Here is a 24,226-nt window from a genome sequence, read left to right on the forward strand (position 1 = left end):
CCGGTTCACAAATGGGTTCTTCGTGCATTAGCATTCGATCGGGCAATAATTGATTAACAAATTAGTCGATTGATTTTCATTAAAAATTAATCGAGCTGCTATAGTATGGCATCCGCATTGCATTTCCTTACTTGATCACCACCTCGAATGAGGGAGGGAACAGAAATGTTTGAAACCCTGATGCTATTCCCGTCCTTATCGGCCCTCCTCTCCGGTCTGCTGCAACTGCCGGAGGGAATGGGGCGAGTGCTGCTCCTATTCGCCGTGCTCGCCGGCTTCGTGCTGATGGAATTGCGCTGCGGCAAAGAGAACCCCCGTACGAGCCTCGCCCGCCGATCCCTGCGGATCAATCTCAGCACCCTGGTCATGAACGACGTCCTGCTTTCCCTGCTGTCGACTTCGTTTCTCCTGGTGCTCGCCGAGCGGGTGGCCCGGCGCGGTTTGCTCGACGGTCTCGGCGACCCTTGGCGTGGCCTGGCCACTTTTGTCCTGCTGGATCTGACCCTTTACTTCTGGCACCGGACGTGCCATGCACTGCCCTGGCTCTGGCGCTTCCACCGGATTCATCACAGCGATCCGTTCCTGAACGTCTCCACCGCCTTCCGACTCCACCTGGTGGAGGTGTTACTCACCACGGTGATCAAGGCGGATTTTATTTTGGTCACGGGGGTAGAAGCAACCTTGGTGTTAGCCTCCGAAACCTTGGTCACCCTCTGGGTCATGTTCCATCACGCCAACCTGTGTATCGCCGGCGAACGTTGGTTGGCTTGGTTATTCACCGTGCCCTCCCTGCACCGACTGCACCACTCCACTCAACGGGACGAGCACGATCGCAACTACGGCTTCGTCTTCTCTTTTTGGGATCGGCTGTTGGGCACCTTGGCGGTGAGAGAACCCGTCGACATCGGCCTCAATTTGACACCGCCGGGCAATTGGCTGGAATTATTCAAGCTCGGCTTTCAGCCGCTCCACGCCCCCGCCGACGCGCCCTTGCCTTCCGGTCTGGTGGAAACAATGATCGCCGAGGCGGCTTATTACCGGGCCGAAAAACGTGGCTTCGCTTCCGGCTTCGAAATGGAGGATTGGGTGGCCGCGGAGCGGCAGATTCTAGCCCCTAGGCAGCGCTAAGGTGGGGCGACATTTGCGGCGTGAGTCGGTAAGAACGCGTCGGGTCACGATACCTGGCTATTTCGAACCGATCTGCTAAGCTAGCATCCATCGTCCAATGGATTCAGGTGCTCCCCATGGCGACGGAATCCGAGCAGCCCATTTATTCCATCAAGGAAACCCTGATCAATCATTTGATCTATTCCCTGGGCAAGGACCCGGTCGAAGCATCCGACCGCGACTGGTTCTACGCCCTGGCCCATACGGTTCGGGATCGCTTGACTTCGCGCTGGATGGAGACCATGCGCCGCTATTACCTGCGCGACGTCAAGCGGATGTATTACCTGTCGATGGAATATCTTCTGGGGCGCTCCCTCATCAACAACCTCCTCAACCTGGGCGATTACGAACCATTCCGGAAGGCTCTGGAGGAAATGGGGATGGACCTGACTAAATTGGCGGATATCGAATACGAAGCCGCGCTGGGAAACGGTGGACTCGGGCGCCTGGCCGCCTGTTTCATGGATTCCTTGGCGACCTTGCAAATGCCGGGTTTCGGTTACGGCATCCGCTACGAGTACGGCATATTCTGCCAGACCATCGAAAACGGCTCGCAGGTGGAACATCCGGATCCCTGGCTGCGCGACGAACATCCGTGGGAATTGCCCCGCCCGGAAATCCAATACCCGATCCGATTCGGCGGGAGGGTGGAAATCCGGCAAGACGTCGGAGGCGCTCCGCGTCCTCGCTGGGTGGATACCGAAGACATTTTGGCCATGGCCTACGATGTTCCGGTTCCCGGTTACGGGGGCGAAACGGTAAACAATCTGCGCCTGTGGGCGGCCAAGGCCTCGCGCGAATTCGACCTGACTTATTTCAACAAAGGCAACTACATCCAGGCGGTGGCGGAAAAAATCCAGTCGGAAACCCTGTCCAAGGTCCTTTATCCCGACGACACCACTCAAATGGGCCGCGAGCTCCGCCTGCGGCAGGAATACTTTTTCGCCAGCGCCTCCCTGCAGGATATTCTGGCGAAATACCTACAGGACCACATCGGCTTCGAATCCCTCCCCCAGGAGGCCGCCGTTCAGCTCAACGACACCCATCCCGCGGTGGCCATCCCCGAGTTGATGCGGATTCTGGTGGACCTCCACGAAATCCCGTGGGAAACCGCCTGGGATATCACCGTGGCCACCTTCTCCTACACCAATCATACCCTCCAGCCGGAGGCCTTGGAGACTTGGCCGGTGTTCCTATTCGAGACCCTCCTGCCGCGTCATCTGCAAATCATCTATGAGATCAACGCCCGCTTTCTGCGTAGGGTGAGCGAACGCCACCCCGGCGACACGGATTTGATCCGCAGGGTCTCGCTGATCGAGGAAGGCGGGGAAAAACGCATTCGCATGGCCCATCTGGCCATCGTCGGCAGCCACAAAATCAACGGCGTCTCCAAGCTCCATTCCCGGCTCATGCAGACCACCATCTTCCGGGATTTCGCGCGCATTTTTCCGGACCGCTTTCTCAACGTGACCAACGGCGTCACTCCCCGGCGCTGGCTCAACCAGTGCCATCCGCCGCTGGCCAAACTCATCACGGAGGCCGCCGGCCCGCAGTGGGTGCGGGAAGCGGAAAGACTCGAGCGGCTCGCCCCGCAGGCCACCGATCCGGCCTTTCAACAATCGTTTCGAACGGCGAAACATGCCGGCAAAAAGCATCTTGCGAAATACTTGCAAACCGATTTGGGAATCGAGATCGACCCGAACACCTTGTTCGACGTCCAGATCAAGCGTCTTCACGAATACAAGCGCCAGCTTTTAAACGTCCTCCACGTCATTACCCGTTATAATCGCCTTCGTACCGGACGGGATCTGCTGCCCCGCACGGTGATCCTGGGAGGCAAGGCGGCGCCGGGCTATTTCATGGCCAAACTGATCATCAAACTGATCCACGACGTCGCCGCGACCGTTCGCCGAGACCCGATCGCCAACGACCGGCTGCGCTTGATCTTCGTGCCCAATTACGGCGTTTCCAACGCCATGATGCTGATTCCGGCCACCGAGCTTTCCGAGCAAATCTCCATGGCGGGCACCGAAGCCTCCGGCACCAGCAACATGAAAATGGCCTTGAACGGTGCCTTGACCGTGGGCACCCTGGACGGCGCCAACATCGAGATTCGCGACGCGGTGGGCGAGGACAATCTCTTCATCTTCGGCCACACCGCCCAGGAACTTGTCGAACTGCGCCGGCAAGGATACAACCCCCGAGAGTATTACCGCGCCCACCCCGAACTCCAACAGGCCGTGGACATGATTGCCGAGGGCTATTTTTCTCCCGACGATCCCGACCGTTTCCGTCCCTTGATCGATTCTCTCCTCGGCGAGGACCGTTTCGCGGTGCTTGCCGACTATGCCGATTACATCGCCTGCCAAGCGCGCATCGATCGGATGTACCTGAATCCCCATGAATGGAACCGGCGGGCGATCCTCAACATCGCCTACGCCGGCCGCTTCTCCAGCGACCGAGCCATTCGCGAATACGCCGCCCAAATCTGGCAAATCGAACCGATTCCCGCCGCCTAGACACGGACTTGCCGCCTACTGTTCGAATTCAGTGCATCGACGCACCAATTCAAGGCAGCCGAAGGATTGCTTGAGGCGTGTTTGGCGTGGGGTCGGAACAGACTCTCAGATTGCTTTGCCGCCAAAAGCAGGCCGCCCTGACTGAAACCCATCTTTTGGCATAAAACCTGCTGATATTTAGAGGCACATCAATTCAGACCCTACCAGACAAAAGGAAATATCTCATGTCGGAACGCCTCACCTTTCTGACCTTCGGGGGCAGGATGCGCATTCTGCATCTCACTTGGCTGGCCTTTTTCATCTCCTTCATGGTTTGGTTCAACCATGCGCCTTTGATGGCTTCGATCCGCGAGGTTTTCGATCTCACCGACCAGCAGGTGAAAATCCTGCTGATCCTGAACGTGGCACTGACCATTCCGGCGCGCATCGTCATAGGGATGCTGGTGGACAAGCTCGGACCCAAGCGGGTCTACTCGGGCCTGCTGTTTCTTTCCAGCTTCTTTTGCTTTGCCTTTGCCATCGCCGACGATTACACCACCCTGGCCATCACCCGTTTTCTCCTGGGTTTCGTCGGCGCCGGTTTCGTGATCGGCATCCGGATGATCGGGGAGTGGTTTCCGTCCCGCGACGTGGGACTGGCGGAAGGCATCTACGGCGGCTGGGGAAATTTCGGCTCGGCGTTCGCCGCCATGACCCTGCCCACCCTCGCCTTGTGGTACGGCGGGGCAAACGGCTGGCGCTACGCCATCGCCACCACCGGCGTCATCGCATTGATCTACGCGGGGATCTATTTCTTTTCGGTCTCCGATACGCCCAAGGGTTCCACTTATTTCAAACCCAAAAAATCCGGCGCCCTGGAAGTGACCTCGCCGGGGGATTTCTTCTTCTACCTGCTGCTCAACTTCCCGCTCTATTTCGCCCTGGGGCTTTTGACCTGGAAGCTGGTTCAGCTGAAATTGTTCGACGTGATCCTGGCCAACGGCCTGTACCTTGTGCTCAGCCTTCTTTATGCTTACCAGATCTATCACGCCGTCCGGGTTAATCACGGGGTATTCCGGAAGCAAGTGCCGGCATTCGACCGCTACAAATTCAAGCAAGTGGCTATCCTCAGCTTGGCTTACTTCATCGCCTTCGGCTCGGAGTTGGCGGTGGTCTCCATGCTTCCCCTGTTTTTCAAGGACACTTTCGGCATCGGCCAGGTCCATGCCGGCATGCTGGCGGCGGGCTTTGCCTTCATGAATCTTGTCTCCCGCCCCAGCGGCGGACTCATCAGCGATCGCTTCCACCGTAAAAAAAGTCTGCTGATTCTGCTTGCCGGCTTGGGCCTCGGCTATTGGACCATGTCCCGGATCGATGCCGGCTGGCCCCTGTTCCTGGCGGTGGCGGTCACCATGGTCTGCTCCTTTTTCGTCCAGGCGGCCGAAGGAGCGGTCTTCGCCATGGTCCCCCTGGTCAAACGCCGCCTCACCGGCCAGATCGCCGGCATGGTCGGCGCCTACGGCAACGTGGGGGCGGTGGTGTTTCTAACCATATTTTCCTTCGTCAGCCCCCAGACCTTCTTTCTGGCGATCGCGATCGCCGCTCTGGCGGGCATGGTGGCCGCCCTGTTTCTGGACGAACCCAAGGGTCACGTCGCGGAAACTTTGCCCGACGGCACGGTACACATGATCGATGTGGGATAATGTCCCATCGAAAACGACTTCCTTTCAGCTGAGCATCGGCCAATATTCGGCCACCGGTCACAAAGAGGAGAATCAGGACTCCTTCGGGGTGCTGGTTCCCGCCGAGCCGGATCTCACCTACAAAGGGATCGCCGCGGTGGTCGCCGACGGGGTAAGTGCCTGCGATGACGGCAAAGTAGCCAGCGAAAGCTGCGTCAAAAGCCTCCTCAGCGATTATTACGCCACGCCCGATTCCTGGAGCGTCCAGCAATCGGTGGAGAAAGTGCTGGCGGCGGTCAACCGCTGGCTCTACGGCCAAGGCAATCAGCCCGGCAGCTGGGCGAGCACCTTGAGCGCGCTGATCGTCAAGTCCCACACCGGCTATCTGTTCCACGTCGGCGACAGCCGGATCTATCGCCTGCGCGGCGACACCCTGGAACAGCTCACCCAGGACCATAGCTGGGGCCCCGACCGCTATCTGGCGCGGGCGCTGGGGATCGACCTGAGCCTGGACATCGATCACCGCACCTTCCCCCTTCTGGCGGGAGATGGCTTCATTTTCACCACCGACGGGGTGCACGATTATTTGTCCGGCGCCGCGATGGTCCGCATCCTCCGGGATTGGCCGGATCTCGACCAGGCCGCGCTGGAAATCGTCCGCCAGGCGCTGGCGGCGGGCAGTCCGGACAACTTGACCTGCCAAATCGTTCGTTTCGACCGGCTCCCCGCCACCAACGCAGAAGCGGTTTGGCAAAAGCTGGTCGAATTGCCCTTCCCGCCGCTGCTGGATCCGGGCATGAAGCTGGACGGCTACCGCATTCTCCGGGAAATCAGCGCCAGCAAGCGAGTGCAAGTCTATCAAGCCGTCGACGAGGAGAACGGGGAAACGGTGGTCCTCAAAACCCCCTCGCCCAACTTCGAGGACGATCTGACCTACATCGATCGGTTTTCCCACGAAGAATGGGTCGGGGGCCGCCTGCGCAACCCTCATGTGCTGCGGGTTTTGAAGCCACGGCGGCGGCGTTCCTGCCTCTACCTGGTGACCGAATACATCGCGGGACAAACCCTGCGCCAGTGGATGGACGACCATCCCCGGCGCAACATCCGGGAAGTGCGCGACCTGGTGGCGCAAATCGTCAAGGGGCTTCGGGCCATGCACCGACTGGAAATGCTGCACCAGGACCTGAAGCCGGAAAACCTCATGATCGATGGCGACGGCACGGTCAAACTGATCGATTTCGGCTCGGTCAAGATCGCCGGCGTGGCGGAAATCGAATCGCCCCTGGAGCGCATGAACCTCCTGGGAACCCGGCATTACACCGCGCCCGAATATCTATTGGGCTATGCCGGAAGCGTCAGATCGGATCAATTTTCGTTAGGGGTGATCGCCTATGAATTGCTGACCGGCCGCCTGCCCTACGGGGAAAAGTACGGCGAGGGCAACGTTACCCGCCTGAAGTATCACTCCGCCCGCCACTGGAATCCCGACATCCCCCTATGGATGGACAAGGCCCTGGAAAAAGCCTTGCGGTTCGACCCGGACAAGCGCTATGAAGCCTTGTCCGAATTCCTGCACGATTTGCAACATCCCAATCCTCAATTTTTGCAGCAAGACCGCCAACCGCTCATCGAGCGCAATCCGATCCGATTCTGGCAGCTTATCTCGGCATTGGCCGGCATCCTCAACCTCATCCTTCTCATCGGGCTGATCTATCTGTTCGATCGTTAAGTGCTTATCAGAAAGTCAGCATGTATTCCGAGCCAAAACCGGCCCCGATTTCACCGATTGCCTGTTCGAGTTCTTCCGGCGTGAACGTCTTGAACGGGAGCCATTCGTATTTCATCTTACGCCATAACATTTCGATGCGGTTCAACTCCGGGCTATAAGGGGGCAGGAAGTAGAAACGCAACCCTTTTTCTTCCAGCAGTTCCCAATATGGCTGCAAGGACTTGGCGGTATGGATCGAGGCGTTATCCAAAATCACCACCAACGGCTTCTTGACACGCTCCACGAGCGCCATCAGGAAGGCAAAAAAGTACAGTCCGCTGACGTTCCACCACAGTTTGGTCATAAACAGTCTGCCCGACGACAGTAACGCGCCGATCACGTTCAGACGCTTTGCCCGCTTGGGTGCAACGGCGTGCGTCTCGCCTTTCGCCGTCCACGCCGAGCGGTTCGGCGGTTGCGGCGCAAAACCCGCCTCGTCCACGTAAGCCAGTTCGATTGCACCCGCCTGGGCCTGGGTCATCAGTTCGGCGATATCCCGCTGGGCTTGCTCAAAACGTCCTTCATCACGCTTTTTTTTAAACAGTAGCGCGTGCGCTTCCAGACATAGCCCAGGCGCTTCAATTCGTTGCGCAGCGTCGTCGCGCCGATCTTCACGCCAAATTCCCGCTCCAGCCGCGTCAGTAGGACGCGCGCCGTCAACGGCTCCGCCTCGACCCAGCACCTCAACTGCACGCGGTGTTCGTCCGTCAGTTTGCTGGGCGCCCCGCTGCGTTGCCGGTCCGGCAAGCTCGCAAAACCTCTTTTCAGCCATTTCCGCCGCCGCACCCGCACCGTTTCCGGCTTCACCCCTTGCGTTTCCGCAACCTCCGCCACCGTCCGCCCCTCCGACAAGGCCAAGATCGTTTCCGCTCGGTCACGCTCCCGCCAATCCACGCCTTTTTTGATAATCGCCCGCAGCGTTTCCCGCTCGCCTTCGCTCAATTCTATCGCTTTCACGCCCATTGTCCGCTTGTCCCTCAGTTCAAAAAAACGTCATTTTAATGCATGTCAATTTGTTGCGAAGGACTTAACCCACGCCTGCCTTTATTTGGCTAAAGAAATCCGTTTCCCTACCGATACCATTCCATGGAGTTGTCTCGCCGGCGCGGCATCGACATGTCTAAGGAGCGGGTAAACTTCACGGAATTTGGTGATACGCATAAAAGGATGCCATGAACATTACCCCCAAATTGGTCGCCGTCTCGTCCGCCTTGGCGATTGTTCCCCTCGTCACCGCCTCGTTCATTTTGAGCGCCATTGCCACTCATACCGCCGGCGATGCCTTGAAAGAAGCCGCTCGAAATCAGCTGGTTTCCATTCGCGACACCAAAAAAGCACAGATCGAGGATTACTTTCACCACATTCGCAAGCAGGTTGTCACCTTTTCCAGCAACCGGATGACGATCGATGCGATGCGCCAGTTTAAAAGCACCTATAAAGCCTTGCCGGAAGGCGCGGACATCGATCGCATGCGCAACGCCCTGGGCGACTATTATCGGAACGCTTTCGGTAAGGAGTATGGTCGGCTCAACCACGGCAAATCCGTCGATCTCACTTCCTTGCTGAACGGTCTGGACGACCGCTCGGTCGCGCTCCAATACCGCTACATCCAGGCCAATCCCTATCCGCTGGGGAGCAAACACCGGCTGGACGGCGCCGATGACGGTTCGGCCTATAGCCAGGTTCACAAACTGTATCACCCGCCCATCCGTCAGTTTCTCGAGGCGTTCGGATACTACGATATCTTTCTGGTGGACGCCGACTCCGGCAATATCGTCTATTCCGTATTCAAGGAACTGGATTTCGCCACCGGTTTGAACCACGGCCCCTACGCCGACACCGGGATCGGCCGGGCATTTCGGAGCGCCAACCGACTGGGCCGGGACGAGGTCGCAATCGTCGATTTCTCTCCTTACCTGCCCTCCTATGAAAGTCCGGCCGCTTTCATCGCTTCCCCCGTCTTCGAAGGAAACGAACGCCTGGGGGTCCTGATCCTCCAACTGCCCATCGGGCAAATCAATGCCATCATGACCAATGAGGGCAAGTGGAAAGAAGCCGGTCTGGGCGATTCCGGCGAGACTTATCTCGTCGGTCCCGACCTGAAGGCGCGCAGCATGAGCCGTTTTCTGATCGAAGATGCGGAAGGCTACGCCGATCTGATGCGAAAAAGGGGCACCCCCACCGAGTTGGTGGCGGAAATCGAAGCCAAACGCACCAATATCGGCCTTCAGGTCATCGACACCCAAGGCACTCGGGCCGCCGTCAACGGCAACCGGGGGTTTCAGATCTTCCCCGACTATCGCGGCGTGGAAGTGCTGTCGGCCTACACGCCGCTGAATATCCCGGGCTTGCACTGGGCGCTGATGAGCGAGATCGACGCCCAAGAAGCCTTCGCTCCCGAAGCGGCCATCTCCCGGGAAATCACCGTCGCCGCGATCATCCTGACCGTGCTCATCGCGGCGGTCGCGGTGGTCGTCGGCCTGTTCTTCGCCATGGGACTCACTCGACCGTTGCTTCGCCTGAGCGAGGTCACAAAGCGGGTGGCGACTCGCAACGATCTGACCCTCCGCGCCGAAAGCGCGTCCCGAGACGAAATCGGGACGATGGCGCACGCCTTTAACGCCATGCTGGAAAAATTCGAAGGTCTCATCCAGCAGATCATCGGTTCGACCGGCCAACTGGCGGCCGCCTCGGAAGAGCTGTCCGCGGTGGCTCGAGACAGCGCCGGCAACGTCCATCATCAACGCCGGGAAACCGATCAAGTCGCCACCGCCATCAACCAAATGACCGCCACCGTGCAAGAAGTGGCCAGTAACGCCAGCGCCGCCGCCGATTCGGCAAGTCAAGCCCACCGGGAAGCGCAAAGCGGCAAATCGGTGGTCGAATCGGCCTCGCGGGCCATTGCCCAGCTGGCGGAGGAAATCGAAGATGCCGCCGGCGTCGTCAAGGAGGTGGGGCACGATTCCGAAAATATCGGGACCGTACTCGACGTCATCAAAGGGATCGCCGAGCAAACCAATCTATTGGCCCTGAACGCCGCGATCGAAGCGGCGCGCGCAGGAGAGCAAGGGCGCGGCTTTGCGGTGGTGGCTGACGAGGTCCGCACCCTCGCCTCGCGCACCCAGGAATCGACCAAGAAAATCGAGGCCATGATCGACAAGCTTCAAAGCGGCGCCCGCAACGCGGTCGGAGTGATGGAAGAGAGCCGCGAACAAGCGCAACGGGGGGTGCAGCAGGCCGATCAAGCCGCTCAGGCGCTGGAAGCCATTACCCGCGCGGTAGCCACCATCGATGAAGTGAACGTCCAGATCGCCAGCGCGGTGGAGGAGCAATCCGCCGTTTCCGAGGAAATCAACCGCAATGTGACCAACATCAGCCAAATCTCGGAGCAAACCGCCAGCGGCACCGAACAAACCACCGCCGCCGCCGACGATCTAGCCCGTCTGGCCACGGAGCTGCAACAACTGATCAGTCAGTTCAAGATTCAAGCAGGTCAATCATGGTCGACCGCATCCAAACATCACTGAGAATTTGCCTTATGCCCGAGAACACCCTCTCCATTTCACCAGACGAAGACCAAACCTTCCGCAGGTTTTTGGAAGCAGCAACCGGCTTCCGCTCGGGCGACCCAAAGCCTTATCTCGTGGCAAATCGCCTTTCCCGGTGGATGACCGAGGCGGCGAACGGTTCTCTGGCGCAACTGATCCGACGCGGCGCATCGATTGAAGACTATTCTTTAACGGCATGCTGGAATATAGCCGCCGCACCACGGTCCTTGGCCGGAGCATTCAGGTCTATACTACACTCAAGGCAATATTTCCTGTCCGGATTCATTCGGAACAAACTGGATTCGGGTAAATGGCCTCTTCTAACCGGGGAGAATTCTTCTTTTGAATAAAGTTGAATCATAATTGGCCATGCACATTAGCGGCAACTCTCCCATATCAGGGAAGAACGAAAACGCCGACCGGGCCATGATTTTAGATCTCGAAGGTTATGCCGAACAGATTCTCGAGAATTTGCCGGTGGGATTGTTGACGATCACCCCGAAACTCGCCGTCATCTCGGCCAATCAAACGATTTTGAAACATCTCGCCTGTGGACTCGACGCCATCCGAGACCGACCGCTCGGAGACGCACTGCGTGGCGCGGATATCGAGCAAGCGGCCCGCCGGACGGCGGCAACCGGCCAACCGAGCGACTTGACCACCGAACTGATTCTAGCGGGGGGACGGTCGATTGCAGCCCGGGTGCGGGTTGCAAGCATTCGCTCCACGAATGACGCGTATTTCTTGTGCGTCATTGTTGAGGACCTGAGCGAACAATTAAAGCGCCAACAAGCCCTGGCGGCCAACGAAACCACTTTGCTGCGCGCCCAGGCGGTGGCGCACATCGGAAGCTGGACGCTGGACTTCCGAACCGGCCTGTTGTCTTGGACGCCGGAAACCTACCGCATTTTCGACGTCCCGGCGGGGACATCGTTGAGTTACGCGAAATTTCTCTCCTGCGTCCACCCGGACGACCGTTCGCGGGTCAAAAGTGCATGGCAAGCGGCTATAAAAGGGGCGGCTTACCGGATCGAACACCGGCTGATCGTCCGCGGGGAAACTCGCTGGGTCGAGGAGCGTGCCGAAATCGACCGCGATAACGCTGGCCGCCCCTTGTTGGCCATTGGGACCGTACGGGACATCACCGAAAAGAAGGAAACCAAAGCCGCTCAACACCGCTTGTTGGCGATCCTGGAAGCGACCCCCGATTTCGTGTCCATCGCCTCCCCCCAGGGAAAAGTTTTATATTACAACCATAGCGCCCGCCAACTGTTGGGCATCGGCCCAGAAAAAGACATCGATACGATTCGCATCCCCGATACCCATCCGGAATGGGCCGCCCAAAAGGTACTTGAAATCGGCTTGCCGACCGCCATGCGCGAAGGAACCTGGGAAGGGGAAACCGCCTTGCGGTCTCGAGACGGTGAAGAAATTCCCGTCTCCCAAATCATCATCGCCCACCGGGACTCGAACGGTCAGGTGGAATATCTTTCCACCGTCGCCCGAGATATCCGCGAACGTAAGCAATCCGAGGCGCAAATCAACCGACTATTGCGCACCTACGCGCTGCTCACCCGTATCAACCAAACCATCGTCAGAAACAAAGAACCCCGTCAGCTGTTCCAGGACGCGTGTCACATCGCCGTGGAGATCGGCGGCTTCCGCCTGGCATGGGTGGGTATCTACGACGACCGTACGGGAAACATCCAACCCGAAGCATGGGCCGGTTTGACCGAAGATTATATCCGCAACCTGCATCTTTCGACCCGCGATCCCGTCAGTAAGGACGGACCGAGCGCCCGAGCAATCCGCACCGAGCGCCCGCAGGTGGTCAACGACATTTCCCACGATCCGGCCATGGCGCCCTGGCGAAAGATGGCGCTTGCCCACGGCTACCGCGCATCCGTCTCCCTGCCGTTGAAAGTGGCCGGGCGAGTGCGCGGCACCCTCAATCTATATGCTTCGGAAATCGATTTTTTCGATGCGGACGAATTGTTCCTGCTGGAGCAACTCACTGCCGACCTGGCCTTCGCGCTGGAAGCGGCCGAGCAGGAAACCAAGCGCCTAAACGCGGAAGCCTGGGCACAACAACTCGCCTTTTACGATCCCCTGACCCATCTCCCCAACCGGACGCTTTTCCTGGATCGGCTGACCCAAAACATTGCCCGCGCCCAGCGGCGAGGAATGCAGCTGGCGTTGCTGTTCATCGATCTGGACCGCTTCAAGGAGATCAACGACAATTTCGGCCACCCCGTGGGGGATCGGGTACTGGTGGAAGTAGCCACCCGGCTGGGTGACTGCATCCGCAACGAGGAGACCGTCGCCCGCCTGGGCGGTGACGAATTCATCATTCTCCTGACCGATGCGGATCAAATAGGCGCCATCCACGTCGCCGAACGCGTCCAGGCCGCGCTCGACCGCCCCCTGACCAGCGGCGACCATAGCTTTCTGATCAAAGCCAGCGTGGGCATCGCTTTTTATCCCGAGGACGGACAAACACCGGAGGATCTTTTACGCCACGCCGATATCGCCATGTACCAAGCCAAGGCCCGGGACGAAGCCTTTTGTTTCTTCGATCGGGCCATGGGTGAAATACTCGCCCGCCGGCTGGAACTGACCCGCAAGCTCGAGCTGGCCCTACGCACCGGGCTTTTGTCTCTCCATTACCAACCCCAAATCGACCTGAAAACCAATCGCCAGGTCGGCGTGGAAGCATTGGCCCGTTGGAAGGACCCCGAATGGGGCTGGATCTCGCCGGCGGAATTCATTCCCATCGCGGAAGAACGGGGGTTTATTCGGCAATTGGGAGAATGGGCGCTGCACGCGGCCGCAACCCAGCTCGCCCAATGGAAGAAGGCAGGAGGCCAGTGCCCCGACCGGATCGCCGTCAATATCGGCGCGGCCCACTTCGGCTCCCCCGACTTCGTAGATTCGGTATGCCGGATCGTCAGGGACGCCGGCATCCCCCCCCAACGCATCGAGCTGGAACTCACCGAAACCGGGGTGATCCGGGACCCGGAGGCCACCGTGGAGGTGACCCACGCCCTTCACCGTCACGGCTTCAGCCTCGCCATCGACGATTTCGGCACCGGCTATTCGTCCTTGGGCTACCTCAAGCGATTTGCCGCCGACAAACTCAAAATCGACATGTCCTTCGTCCGCGACATGCTCACCGATCGCAACGACCACGCCATCGTGGCCACCGTCATCGGCATGGCCAAAACCCTTTCCCTTCAGACGGTGGCCGAAGGCGTGGAAACGAAACAGCAGGTCATGGCACTGAAGGAATTGGACTGCGATCTCGCCCAAGGATACTATTTCAGCCGTCCTCGACCGGCAAAGGAACTATTCCTGCCTGAATCACCGGTGGACTAGCCAATCGAATTTATCTTCCCCGAATGTTGGCTTCATCGGGATCCGCAAAACGGACCCCGATGAAGCAAAATTTTCCCTCTCTTTACCGAGGTGCATGCCCCGGCCAAACGAGCATTATCCCTTACCCGGAATCAAACCCACCGAACCGGGTTTGAGGCGCTTGCAACTGACCACCACATCCCGGAGACGACATTGATAGCCTTCTTGGCCGTTGCCGCACGGTTCGCACTCGGACTGACCCGTGTTGTTGACCTGCTCCAACCCCCAGCCGTAGCCCTGGGTCTGACAAAACCGCTTGGCATATTTATCGATATAGTATTGTTTCGACGTGGTTTCCAGCGCGTCCGCTTTTGCCGAACACCCAGGCGTGGGAAGGGTATCGCCCATCAAATCCCGGTAAATGAATTCCGCGCCCAGAGATGCTCCGGAAACGGTGCACAAGGCGACCAATATAATAATACGTTTTAGTTTCACAGCAATTCTCCCGAATGATTTAATCCATCGGATCTCCCTGGATTTATGTTCTTCAATTGAGTACGCGTATGTTCAACCGCTGGACCTCCTCGTTCTCAAGTTTCTGAATCCCTTCATATTTATCGCCTTCGTTGATCTTGACGAGGATGATCACGGCGATCGCCGCCGCCGCCAGCGCCGCCACGTAAAACCAGAAATAATCTTTCTCCTTTTCCTCGCTCACTTGTCCTTCGCTCACTCGTTCATCGCTCATGCTAGACACCTCTGCTTAGTATCCGACGTCCCCGGGGGACGTCTCATCGTTGACATAAAAAATCCAAGCGTCCAAAACGTCGACCGCAGCGAGTCCCTCACCGGCATCGGTTTCGACTAGTCGAGTCAGGCTCCGCCGGCCGACCATCTCAATCGATATTTCCCACTGCCAATAATTTCGCTTACCTCCTATCCTCTAGTATCGAGTCGATAACATATACAACAAATATTCTCAGCGTCAATACATTTCGACTCGAAACATGGTTTTTCTTGCTCCGAACACGCCTCTTTATCGATTCCGAGCCGTCTCGCGGCTAACAGTCAAGTTAAGCTGCATTTTGCGACCTGAAGCGCATTGGAATTCGACCGCCTTTTCAACGCTCCAATGCTCCCCGTTACCCGGTTGCCATCCCTCGGAAACGGCGGCTAAAATCAAACGTACAAATCTATTTGGTCCCTAAAACCCCAATCTTTGACCTGGAGTTTTATCTGTCTGTCTTCAGCTATCGATACTTAGCAGCGGCCGCTTTATGTCTTTGGCTCGCCGCCGGTTCGACGCGCGCCGCCGAACCGGCCCCGGTCTATGTGACGGAGGCACGGGTGGCACCGGTCGTCGAAAAGCTGCCCTTGAGCGGCACCATCACTTCCAAACGCAGCGCCTCCCTCTCGCCCCAGGTCAGCGGCCTGGTGGCCAAGGTCCACGTGGATGCCGGCGACCGGGTAACGTCCGGAGCTATTTTGGTGGAGCTCGATCCGGTGTTGGCGAAACTGGATCTGACCCGCGCCCGGGCGGCGCTCGACGAGGGCCAGGCGGCGCTCCAGGAAGCCCGACGCCTAAACGAGGAAGCCCAACGCTTGATCCGCAGCAAGAATATTCCCAAAACCACCGCCCGGGCCAGAGCCGCCGACGTCAAGATGAAAGCGGCGGCACTCGCCAGACTCAAGGCGGAATACCGAAGGCAATCGACGATCGTCCGACTGCATCGGGTCACCGCCCCCTTCGACGGGGTGGTCAGCGAGAAATTGACCGAGGCCGGCGAATGGATCGATACCGGCACCCCGGTCGTCGATCTGGTGGCCACCGATCGACTGCGCCTCGACGTTCAGGTGCCTCAGAAATACTTTCACCGAATCGGAAAAAAGACACCGGTGACCGTCAAATTGGATACCCTGCCCCCCCAAACTTTTTCCGGCGAAGTGGCGACCATCGTGCCGGTAAACCACCCTAGCGCGCGCACCTTCCGCGCCCGCATACGAATCGGGGAAGCCGGCGACGCCTTGATGCCGGGCATGTCCGCCCAGGCCATTTTTAAAGTGCAACTGGCCCGACAGGCTCTGCAATTGCCGCGCGATGCGGTGATTTCCTATCCGGACGGCCGCCGCACCGTTTGGCTGGTGAAACGGGACGGTGACCAATGGCGCGTCTCCGAACACCAAGTCCAATTGGCTCGCAAAACGTTCAATACGGCAATCATCCTGAAAGGGCTCGATCCCGGCAGCATGGTGGTGGTCCGAGGCAACGAAGCCCTTAAGGAAGGGCAGGTGGTCAAAATCCTCGAATCCACCTCATGATTGAAGCGATCATCAAACGCGGCACCCTGCTCGCCATCGGCGTTCTGGTTCTTCTGATGTTGGGAGCGATCGCCGTGTTTCGCATCCCCGTGCAAATGATCCCGGACCTGGAAGTGCGGGTGATCTCCGTTCACACGGTTTGGCCGGGGGCCACTCCCCGGGATGTGGAGAAAGAGATCCTCATCGAGCAGGAAAAATATTTGCGCAACCTGCCCAGTCTGCAGCGAATCGTCTCCACCGCCTCCACCGGCGAGGCCCATATCGAACTGGAATTTGCCTTCGGGGTCGACCTCAACGAGGCCCTGATCCGAGCGAACAACGCTCTGAGTCAGGTACCCGCCTATCCGGAAAATGTGGACGAGCCGCGCCTGTATACCAGCTCCTTCTCCAACAACGCCTTTATGTTTTTCCGGGTAGAGCCCCTGCCGGGCAACCCCAAAGGGGTCGACATGGACCTGATGCGCGATTTCATTAAGGACCATGTAGCCACCCGCATCGCCCGCGTGCCCGGAGTTTCCGAGGTCAGTATTCACGGCGGCGCCGAACGCCAGATCCAGATCCGGGTGGATCCGGCGCGGTTGGCCGACCGGGGCATCACCTTGACCGAACTTCGGGACGCCATCCGCGCCCGAAACCGGGATATTTCCGGAGGAGATATCGACAGCGGCAAACGACGCTATCTCTTGCGTACGGTGGGACGGTTCGATGACTTGCAAGAGATCGAAAATCTGCTGATTCGACGCCAGGGCGATTCCATCACCCGCCTCAAGGATGTGGCCGAGATCCGCCTGGATCACTTCGAAATCGTCTCCGAATCCTTCCTCAACGGTCAACCGGTGATCTTCATCTCCCTCCGGCGCACCACCGGCTCCAACGTGATCGCCATCAAGGACGCCGTGATGCCGCTGATGAAAGAAATCAGCCGGGACCTGCTGGAACCGATGGGCATGCAGATGCGGCACACCGCCGACGACGTGCGCTACGTGGAAGCGTCGGTGAAAAAGGTTTGGAAGAATCTGCTGATCGGCGCCGGCCTCGCTTCGGGGGTGATGTTTTTGTTTCTCCGCTCCCTGCCCGCCACCCTGGTGGGAATGCTGGGGATTCCCATCTGCACCATCGCCGCCTTCGTCGGGCTATTGCTCGCCGGGCGCACCATCAACGTGATCTCCCTGGCCGGGGTGGCCTTCGCCATCGGCATGACCCTGGACAACACCATCGTGGTTCTGGAAAGCATCGAATCCCAGCGGCGCCAAGGGCTGAGCCGCTTGAAAGCCGCGGCCGCCGGGGTCCAACGGGTATGGACCGCGGTACTGGCCTCGACCCTAACCACGGTCCTGGTGTTCGCGCCGATCCTGTTTGTCCAAGAAGAGGCGGGACAGCTTTATTCCGACATCGCCATCGCCATCGCCGCCTCGATCATCGCCTCCATGCTGGTGTCGGTGACGGTCATCCCCACCGCCAGCAGCCGTTTGCCGCTGGCGGCCAAAGCCGTTTCCCCGGGAGCGGAAAGGTGGCTCAAGCAACGCATCCTGGCGGGGATCGGCTGGTTGGTGGGCAAACCCGTCCGATCGGTGCTCTGCCTGATCGGCGTGCTCGCCGCCACCCTGCTGGCGATCGCCGAATTGACTCCGCCCGCCGAATACCTTCCCGAAGGCGAAGAGCCCAAAGCGTTCGCGTCCATGATCGCTCCTCCCGGCTACAGCGCACGGACCATGAACCGGATCGCCGATGAGCTGAACACCGCCTTTCTGCCCTATCTCGACGACGACCCGGAGCAATTCGCTCGGGGAGAAACCGAAGTCCCCGCCCTGGCCTACATGATCCTTTGGACCCAGCCCCAGCTTCTTCGGATAATTGCGGAAACCAAGGACCCCGGTCAGATCGGTCGAATGATGAAGATCGTGGACGAGAAATTCCGGGAATATCCCGGCATGCGCGCCTTCTCCAGCCAAGGATCGATCATTACCAGCAACAATGGCGGCACCCGCAGCGTCAACGTGGATATCAGCGGCAGCAACCTGCAAGCCATCTACGGGGTCGCCTCCCGCGTCTACCGGCGCGCGAAAGAGATTTTCAACCACCCCCGGATCAATTCCGACCCTTCTTCGCTGATCTTGGGACAACCGCTTCTGGAAATCCGGCCCAAGTGGGAGCGTGCCGCCGAATTGGGACTCGACGTGGAGGATATCGGCTACACCGTGTCCGCCTTTACCGACGGTACCTACGTGGATGAATACTTTCTGGGCGACGACAAGATCGATATGTATATCTACAGCGATCAAGGCCCGATCACCGACTTGGATCAGATCCCCACCCTGCCCATCTACACCCCCCGGGACACGGTGATTCCGATGGGCGCGGTCACCGATCTGGTGGAAACGGTGGATACCGATACCATCCGCCGCGTCGACGGACGCCGCACCCTCACCGTGCGCATCATTCCGCCCCGCGAGATCGCCTTCGAGACCGCCATCGACACCGTCAAAAAAGACCTGATCCAATCTCTCAAAAACAAAAGCCGGGTACCGCCCGGCGTGACGCTGACCATCACCGGCGCCAGCGATCAATTGGATGCCACCCGGGAAGCCTTGTCGGAAAACTTCATCATCGCGATTCTCCTCAGCTACCTCTTGCTGGTGGCGATTTTCTCCCACTGGGGCTATCCCTTCGTGATCATGACCACGGTACCCCTCGGCATCGCCGGCGGCATCATCGGATTGTGGCTCATGAACGTGGTCGGCGCGCAATTGCCCTTGCTGGGGCTGGCCCCCCTTAGCCAGCCCTTCGATATGATCACCATGCTGGGCTTTCTGATTCTGGTGGGAACGGTGGTGAACAACCCCATCCTGATCGTCGATCAGGCCCTGACCAATTTGCGCGAACAAGCCATGCAACCGGAAGAGGCGGTACGCGCCGCCGTCGAATCGCGCCTCAGGCCGATCCTGATGTCCATGATCACCACCGTCTTCGGCCTGGCCCCGCTGGTCTTCATCCCCGGCGCCGGCACCGAACTCTACCGGGGCGTCGGCGCGATCGTCCTGTTCGGACTGTTCTTCGCCACCCTGGTGACGCTGGTGTTCCTGCCTTCCTTGCTGGTGACCCTCTTCCATATCCGGCACCGGTTCATGACCGCCCGATCCAGCTCGAATTCATAGCATGGCGATGCGAGCGCCGCTCCCGGTGAGAGTTTCCACTTACCACACGCGGGCCCCGTTGAAAGCTTGTCCTCGGCGGGAATTTTGATTAATGTACGCTTATCAAAATTCCTTGAGAAATGTCCCCATGTCCGAGAAAAAAGCAAATCGACGCGGCGGCGCCCGCCCGGGCGCCGGCAGGAAGCCCTGCACCGGCCCCTACGGCGAGCCCACCCGGGCAATCCGGGTGCCGGTGAGCGCACTGCCGGTCCTCAAGGCCTGGCTGGCCGCCAAAGGGAAAGCCCCTCCCGCCAGAAGTTGCTTGCCCGCCCCGGCACCGGCCGGGCATCACTTGCCTTTGTACGGTTCCAAGGTGCCGGCGGGATTCCCCTCCCCCGCCGACGATCATCAGGAAGATGGTCTCGACCTGAACCAGCATTTGGTCAAGCATCCGGCGGCCACTTTCTTCGTCCGGGTGGAAGGCGATTCCATGACCGGAGCGGGCATTCATCACGGCGATTTGCTGGTGGTGGACCGGGCCCTGGAGCCCAAATCGGGCAGCATCGTGGTGGCGGCGGTCAACGGGGAACTGACGGTGAAGCGGCTCAAGGTCGAAGGGGAGCGTCTCTGGCTGATGCCGGAGCATCCGGATTTCAAGCCCTTGGAAATCGGCGAGGGCATGGAATTCCTGATCTGGGGCGTGGTGGCCCATGCCGTCCGCTCGTTCTGACCGCTTCGCCCTGGTCGACTGCAACAACTTCTACGCCTCCTGCGAGCGCGTGTTTCAACCCCGCCTGGACGGCCGGCCGGTGGTGGTCCTCTCCAACAACGACGGCTGCGTGATCGCGCGCAGCCAGGAAGCCAAGGCGCTGGGAATTCCCATGGGGGCGCCCTGTTTCAAGATCGAGCCTCTCATCCGACAAAACGAGGTAGCCGTATTCTCGTCCAATTACGCCCTCTACGGAGATATATCCCGACGGGTCATGCAAGTGCTGGCCGAATTCGCCCCCCGCATCGAAATCTATTCCATCGACGAGTGCTTTCTGGACCTGGCCGGAATGCCGGAGGACTTGACCGCCTACGCCCTGGAAATCGCCCGAACCGTGCGGCAGTGGACCGGCATTCCCGTCTCCATCGGCATCGGCCCCACCAAGACCCTGGCCAAAATCGCCAATCGCCTGGCCAAGCGAGGCGGCAGCCCGGACGGTCCCGCGCTGGACTGGGAACGCTTGCCCTCGCCCGAATCGGCGCTCGCGGCGGTGCAGGTGGAGAACGTGTGGGGCATTGCCGGACGCTGGGGGGAGCGACTTCGAGCGCTGGGCATCGACCACGCTCAAGCCTTGCGCGAAGCCGACCCGAAACGGCTCCGGCGGCATTTCGGCGTGGTGATGGAGCGCATCGGCCGGGAACTACGCGGGGTCTCCTGCCTCCCGCTGGAAACCGTGCCGCCGCCTCGAAAGCAAATCCTCAGCTCACGCAGCTTCGGCCAGAGGCTCACCGAATTCGACGATCTACGCGCGGCGGTGACCGCATTCACCGCCCGCGCCGGAGAGAAGCTTCGCGGCCAGGAACTGTGCGCTCAGGCCCTGACCGTCTTCCTTCACACCAGCCCGTTCGATTCCCGCCAACCCTACTGCGCCAACGCCCGTACCCTCGCCTTCGAGCGCCCCACCCAAAATACCGGCGACCTGATCCGCGCCGCCGTGCGGGGACTGACGCAAATCCACCGGCCCGGCCCGGCCTATCAAAAAGCCGGGGTGATACTGTTGGATCTGGTGCCCGCCGGCATCGGGCAGGACACCCTATTCGACGCCGAAACCGAACGCCCCCGGCGATCCGAGCATTTGATGACGGTTCTGGATGACATCAACCGCCGCTACGGCCGCCAGACCCTCCATTATGCCGGCGAGGCCTTGAGCGGCCGCTGGCGCATGCGCCAGACGCTAAAATCGCCAAGCTACACGACCCGCTGGAAGGCGTTGCCGGTGGTGCACGCGAATTAAGTCGTTAGTTTAGACATGACAGACACACCCAAAAACCTGTTCGCCCATCTCCCCGATACGTTGCCGGAAGAATGGTTCCAAGCGCTGCTATCGGGGAACCGGTTCACGCTCGAGCGCATCGTCTCCCTGGGCCACGCCACCCCGGCCGGACAATGGTACGACCAGGCCCGGCACGAATGGGTCGTGCTCCTGTCCGGTTCGGCGGGTGTGTATTTCGAGGGAGACGAGAGCGTACAAACGCTGCATCCCGGCGACTACGTCCATATCCCTGCCCATCGGCGCCATCGGGTTGAATGGACCGACCCGAAGGAAAAAACCGTCTGGCTGGCGCTTCACTACGAAACCGACGCGGGGTGAGGCAAGCTTGCCGCGCTGGGGTTCTCGCACAATTGCACTATACTGGAACCCTAACCTTCAATCTTCGTCGCCCGAAGCTTCCGATGGACCTTTCAGAAACAATTGACGTACTCCTCTCCCTGAAGGAAGAGGATTCCGGGTTCAAACAGCGATCGCCCCGGAGGGTCTTACGTCGCCTAGCCCGAGAGAAGACGCCCCTTCTCTGAAAATATTGAGGGCCGCATTGCGATCCCGATCATGGACCGTGCCGCAAGCGCATCGCCAACGCCGATCCTTGAGGTCCAGCGCCTCGTTGACCGTCCCGCAGGCGCTACACATTCTGCTCGACGGGAACCATCGGTCGATGTGGTGAACGACCGACCCGGCCTTCCCGGCTTGGGGGTGGAGGATGCGGACGAACTCGGAGAATCCGAGGTCCCCGACCTTCTTTCCCCACAATCGCTGCATTGGTTTCAGGTTCAGGTCTTCAAGGAAGAGGTGGTCGTACCGGAGCGCCAATCGTCTTGCGAGCTTGAAGTGGTGGTCCCGGCGCTGATTGGCGATACGCTTGTGGACGCGGGCGAGCGCCATCCGGGCCTTCCGGCGGTTGTTACTCCCTTTCTGCTTGGAAGAGAGCTTCTTGCCGGCCCGGCGGATGGCCTTGCGTCCCTCGCGGTAGAACAACGGGGAGACCTCCTCGCTTCCATCGCTGAACGTGAGAAAGGTCTTCAAGCCGAAATCCGCGCCCGCGCTTTCACCCGACACGACGCGGTGGTTCGGCCGATCTTCGATCTCGCAGGAGAAGAAAACATAGAGGTCTCCCAACGGGTCCCGTTTGATGGTGACGGTTTTTACCGCCCCCTCGATCTCACGGGACGTGCTATCCAAGGTCGAATCATATTTTGTTTTCGTTATTACCTCATTCCTGAGTGGTGCGCGCAACTATAGGAAAAACGGCTCAGTGGAACAACCAGCGCAATGAATGCCGTCACTTGCAAAATGATTCTATCAAGCACACGGTTTCAAGGCCGAACATTGCGGTTTCTCCGCAGATGGAGCTATTGGGCTGACGGAAAGGTGCAGACGAGCGTGAATTTTGCGTGAATCAGTCCCGTTCAGTTGGGCGATGCGTGCAAGAGGTGTCCCCCTAACTTATTGAAGGTTAAGGGCTCAAATAGGCAGCACCGAACTGAAAATATATCCCTTGACGCCAGCTTGTTTTTCCGGTAAAGCATAACTGTTTTCAGATGAATTCTTCAGATCAATTATTATTTGTTTATCGGCAAACACCTCCTGACGGAGGTCCGAAACCGTTTATCCAGCGAGTGCCTGGGGACGTATTGAGCCCAACCCGAGGGACGCTCCTCCCGCGATTGAAGTCGCAGGTTTCCGCGCCTGTGCTAATTCGAAATGGAGATTTTTTATGAAGAAAATCCCGGTAACCGTTCTTACAGGCTATCTAGGGGCGGGGAAAACCACCCTTCTTAACCGAGTCCTCTCTGCCAAACACGACAAGAAGTTTGCTGTCATCATCAACGAGTTTGGTGAGGTGGGGATTGATAGTCGTTTGGTGGTCAGTGCCGACGAAGAAATTATCGTGATGAATAATGGGTGCATCTGTTGCACAGTGCGCGGCGATTTGATCCGGACCCTGGAGAATCTCTTCGAGCGCGAAGGCGACCTTGACCATGTTCTGATCGAGACAACGGGCCTCGCCGACCCTGGCCCCGTGCTTCAGACTTTCTTGGTCGATGTCTCCATGCGCGAGAGGCTTACCCTGGATGCTCTGATTGCGGTGGTCGATGCCAAGCACATCTCACTTCACTGGGATAGCGACGAGGCCGTAGAGCAGATCGCCTTCGCCGACGTCATCCTGGTCAACAAAACGGATCTTGTGACCGAGGCCGCCGTCGACGAGTTGGAGCAGCGCATACGCGCCATCAACGCTATCGCAAAGATCTATCGCACTAGAGATTGTGACATCGACTTTGGAACGATTCTTGACGTTAATGCTTTCGACCTGGCGAACGCCCTGCGCATCGACCCCGATCTGCTGAGCGAAGACACGCACGCGCACGACGAATCAGTGACGTCGATCGCCATCACCGGATCTGGCGCGATCGACGGCAACCAATTGAACCGCTGGTTGAACGAACTCGTGCAGGCCAGAGGGCCTGACATCTTCCGCATCAAGGGGATACTGGAGCTGGAAGATGAAGATCGGCGTTTCGTACTGCACGGCGTGCATATGACGCTTGAAGGCCGGCCCGGCCGCGCGTGGCAGCCCGGTGAGGCACGCAGGAACGAGCTGGTTTTCATCGGACGCCACCTGGATGAGTCAGAGTTGAGAAAGGGATTCGAGGCGTGTCTCAGTCTCCCCGATTTTCTACTCTCAGCAACGTCGTGATGGGGAAGGA

At 59.1% G+C, this 24,226-nt stretch carries 18 protein-coding genes; 13 read left to right on the top strand and 5 right to left on the bottom strand.

Annotated elements, in window-relative coordinates; genetic code table 11:
- Positions 1–165 precede the first annotated feature (165 nt).
- The 4 genes from H035_RS19940 (at position 166) to H035_RS0114540 (ending at position 7,076) form a co-directional block, all read left to right on the top strand.
- A complete protein-coding gene (locus H035_RS19940; protein WP_022949697.1) occupies positions 166–1,128 on the top strand; it encodes a sterol desaturase family protein in 963 nt (320 codons plus the stop codon).
- 116 nt (positions 1,129–1,244) lie between these two features.
- Positions 1,245–3,686 (top strand): glycogen/starch/alpha-glucan phosphorylase, encoded by a 2,442-nt coding sequence (locus H035_RS0114530; protein ID WP_022949698.1) that lies wholly within the window; start codon positions 1,245–1,247, stop codon positions 3,684–3,686.
- Between the two features lie 224 nt (positions 3,687–3,910).
- Positions 3,911–5,368, top strand: coding sequence for a NarK family nitrate/nitrite MFS transporter (locus tag H035_RS0114535; protein ID WP_022949699.1), 1,458 nt, complete (start codon positions 3,911–3,913; stop codon positions 5,366–5,368).
- Complete coding sequence (locus H035_RS0114540) at positions 5,358–7,076, top strand: bifunctional protein-serine/threonine kinase/phosphatase (protein WP_022949700.1); 1,719 nt, start codon at positions 5,358–5,360, stop codon at positions 7,074–7,076. The genes H035_RS0114535 and H035_RS0114540 overlap by 11 nt, the downstream gene beginning before the upstream one ends.
- A 7-nt stretch (positions 7,077–7,083) precedes the next feature.
- Here the strand turns inward: H035_RS0114540 and H035_RS0114545 are convergent, their stop codons facing one another.
- Both H035_RS0114545 and H035_RS19945 read right to left on the bottom strand, forming a co-directional pair.
- Positions 7,084–7,596 (bottom strand): IS630 family transposase, encoded by a 513-nt coding sequence (locus H035_RS0114545; RefSeq protein WP_051149724.1) that lies wholly within the window; start codon positions 7,594–7,596, stop codon positions 7,084–7,086.
- Positions 7,596–8,078 carry a helix-turn-helix domain-containing protein gene (locus H035_RS19945; RefSeq protein ID WP_051149723.1) on the bottom strand — a complete coding sequence of 161 codons (483 nt, stop codon included), beginning with the start codon at positions 8,076–8,078 and terminating at the stop codon, positions 7,596–7,598. Before H035_RS19945 ends, H035_RS0114545 begins: the two co-directional genes overlap by 1 nt.
- A gap of 209 nt (positions 8,079–8,287) precedes the next feature.
- On the opposite strand from H035_RS19945, the gene H035_RS19950 reads away from it, so the two are divergent.
- The 3 genes from H035_RS19950 to H035_RS20960 all read left to right on the top strand — a co-directional run bounded on the left by H035_RS19950 (position 8,288) and on the right by H035_RS20960 (position 14,038).
- Entirely contained in the window at positions 8,288–10,642 is a 2,355-nt protein-coding gene (locus H035_RS19950; RefSeq protein ID WP_022949701.1) for a methyl-accepting chemotaxis protein, read from the top strand.
- A complete protein-coding gene (locus tag H035_RS21855; protein WP_152486076.1) occupies positions 10,615–11,013 on the top strand; it encodes a hypothetical protein in 399 nt (132 codons plus the stop codon). Before H035_RS19950 ends, H035_RS21855 begins: the two co-directional genes overlap by 28 nt.
- A gap of 76 nt (positions 11,014–11,089) precedes the next feature.
- On the top strand, positions 11,090–14,038 hold the full coding sequence (locus H035_RS20960; protein WP_022949702.1) for a bifunctional diguanylate cyclase/phosphodiesterase: 2,949 nt from the start codon (positions 11,090–11,092) through the stop codon (positions 14,036–14,038).
- Positions 14,039–14,152: 114 nt separating this feature from the next.
- Here H035_RS20960 and H035_RS0114565 read toward each other — a convergent pair whose 3' ends face one another.
- Positions 14,153–14,512, bottom strand: a complete 360-nt coding sequence (locus H035_RS0114565; protein WP_022949703.1) for a hypothetical protein — start codon at positions 14,510–14,512, stop codon at positions 14,153–14,155.
- A gap of 52 nt (positions 14,513–14,564) precedes the next feature.
- Positions 14,565–14,765 carry a hypothetical protein gene (locus tag H035_RS19960; protein WP_022949704.1) on the bottom strand — a complete coding sequence of 67 codons (201 nt, stop codon included), beginning with the start codon at positions 14,763–14,765 and terminating at the stop codon, positions 14,565–14,567.
- A gap of 584 nt (positions 14,766–15,349) precedes the next feature.
- Here H035_RS19960 and H035_RS19965 point away from each other — a divergent pair.
- The 5 genes from H035_RS19965 (at position 15,350) to H035_RS0114600 (ending at position 21,830) form a co-directional block, all read left to right on the top strand.
- The gene (locus tag H035_RS19965; RefSeq protein ID WP_268741937.1) at positions 15,350–16,336 is read left to right on the top strand and encodes an efflux RND transporter periplasmic adaptor subunit; all 987 of its coding nucleotides are present in this window, start codon (positions 15,350–15,352) and stop codon (positions 16,334–16,336) included.
- Complete coding sequence (locus H035_RS0114585) at positions 16,333–19,491, top strand: efflux RND transporter permease subunit (protein ID WP_022949707.1); 3,159 nt, start codon at positions 16,333–16,335, stop codon at positions 19,489–19,491. The genes H035_RS19965 and H035_RS0114585 overlap by 4 nt, the downstream gene beginning before the upstream one ends.
- A gap of 127 nt (positions 19,492–19,618) precedes the next feature.
- Entirely contained in the window at positions 19,619–20,200 is a 582-nt protein-coding gene (locus H035_RS0114590) for a LexA family protein (protein ID WP_022949708.1), read from the top strand.
- A complete protein-coding gene (locus H035_RS0114595) occupies positions 20,181–21,473 on the top strand; it encodes a Y-family DNA polymerase (RefSeq protein WP_022949709.1) in 1,293 nt (430 codons plus the stop codon). The genes H035_RS0114590 and H035_RS0114595 overlap by 20 nt, the downstream gene beginning before the upstream one ends.
- Before the next feature lie 15 nt (positions 21,474–21,488).
- On the top strand, positions 21,489–21,830 hold the full coding sequence (locus H035_RS0114600; protein ID WP_022949710.1) for a cupin domain-containing protein: 342 nt from the start codon (positions 21,489–21,491) through the stop codon (positions 21,828–21,830).
- Positions 21,831–21,971: 141 nt separating this feature from the next.
- Here H035_RS0114600 and H035_RS19970 read toward each other — a convergent pair whose 3' ends face one another.
- Complete coding sequence (locus tag H035_RS19970) at positions 21,972–22,697, bottom strand: RNA-guided endonuclease InsQ/TnpB family protein (protein ID WP_022949711.1); 726 nt, start codon at positions 22,695–22,697, stop codon at positions 21,972–21,974.
- A gap of 535 nt (positions 22,698–23,232) precedes the next feature.
- On the opposite strand from H035_RS19970, the gene H035_RS0114610 reads away from it, so the two are divergent.
- Positions 23,233–24,216 (top strand): CobW family GTP-binding protein, encoded by a 984-nt coding sequence (locus tag H035_RS0114610; RefSeq protein ID WP_022949712.1) that lies wholly within the window; start codon positions 23,233–23,235, stop codon positions 24,214–24,216.
- Positions 24,217–24,226 lie beyond the last annotated feature (10 nt).

Source organism: Methylohalobius crimeensis 10Ki (genome assembly GCF_000421465.1).
Lineage (GTDB): Bacteria > Pseudomonadota > Gammaproteobacteria > Methylococcales > Methylothermaceae > Methylohalobius > Methylohalobius crimeensis.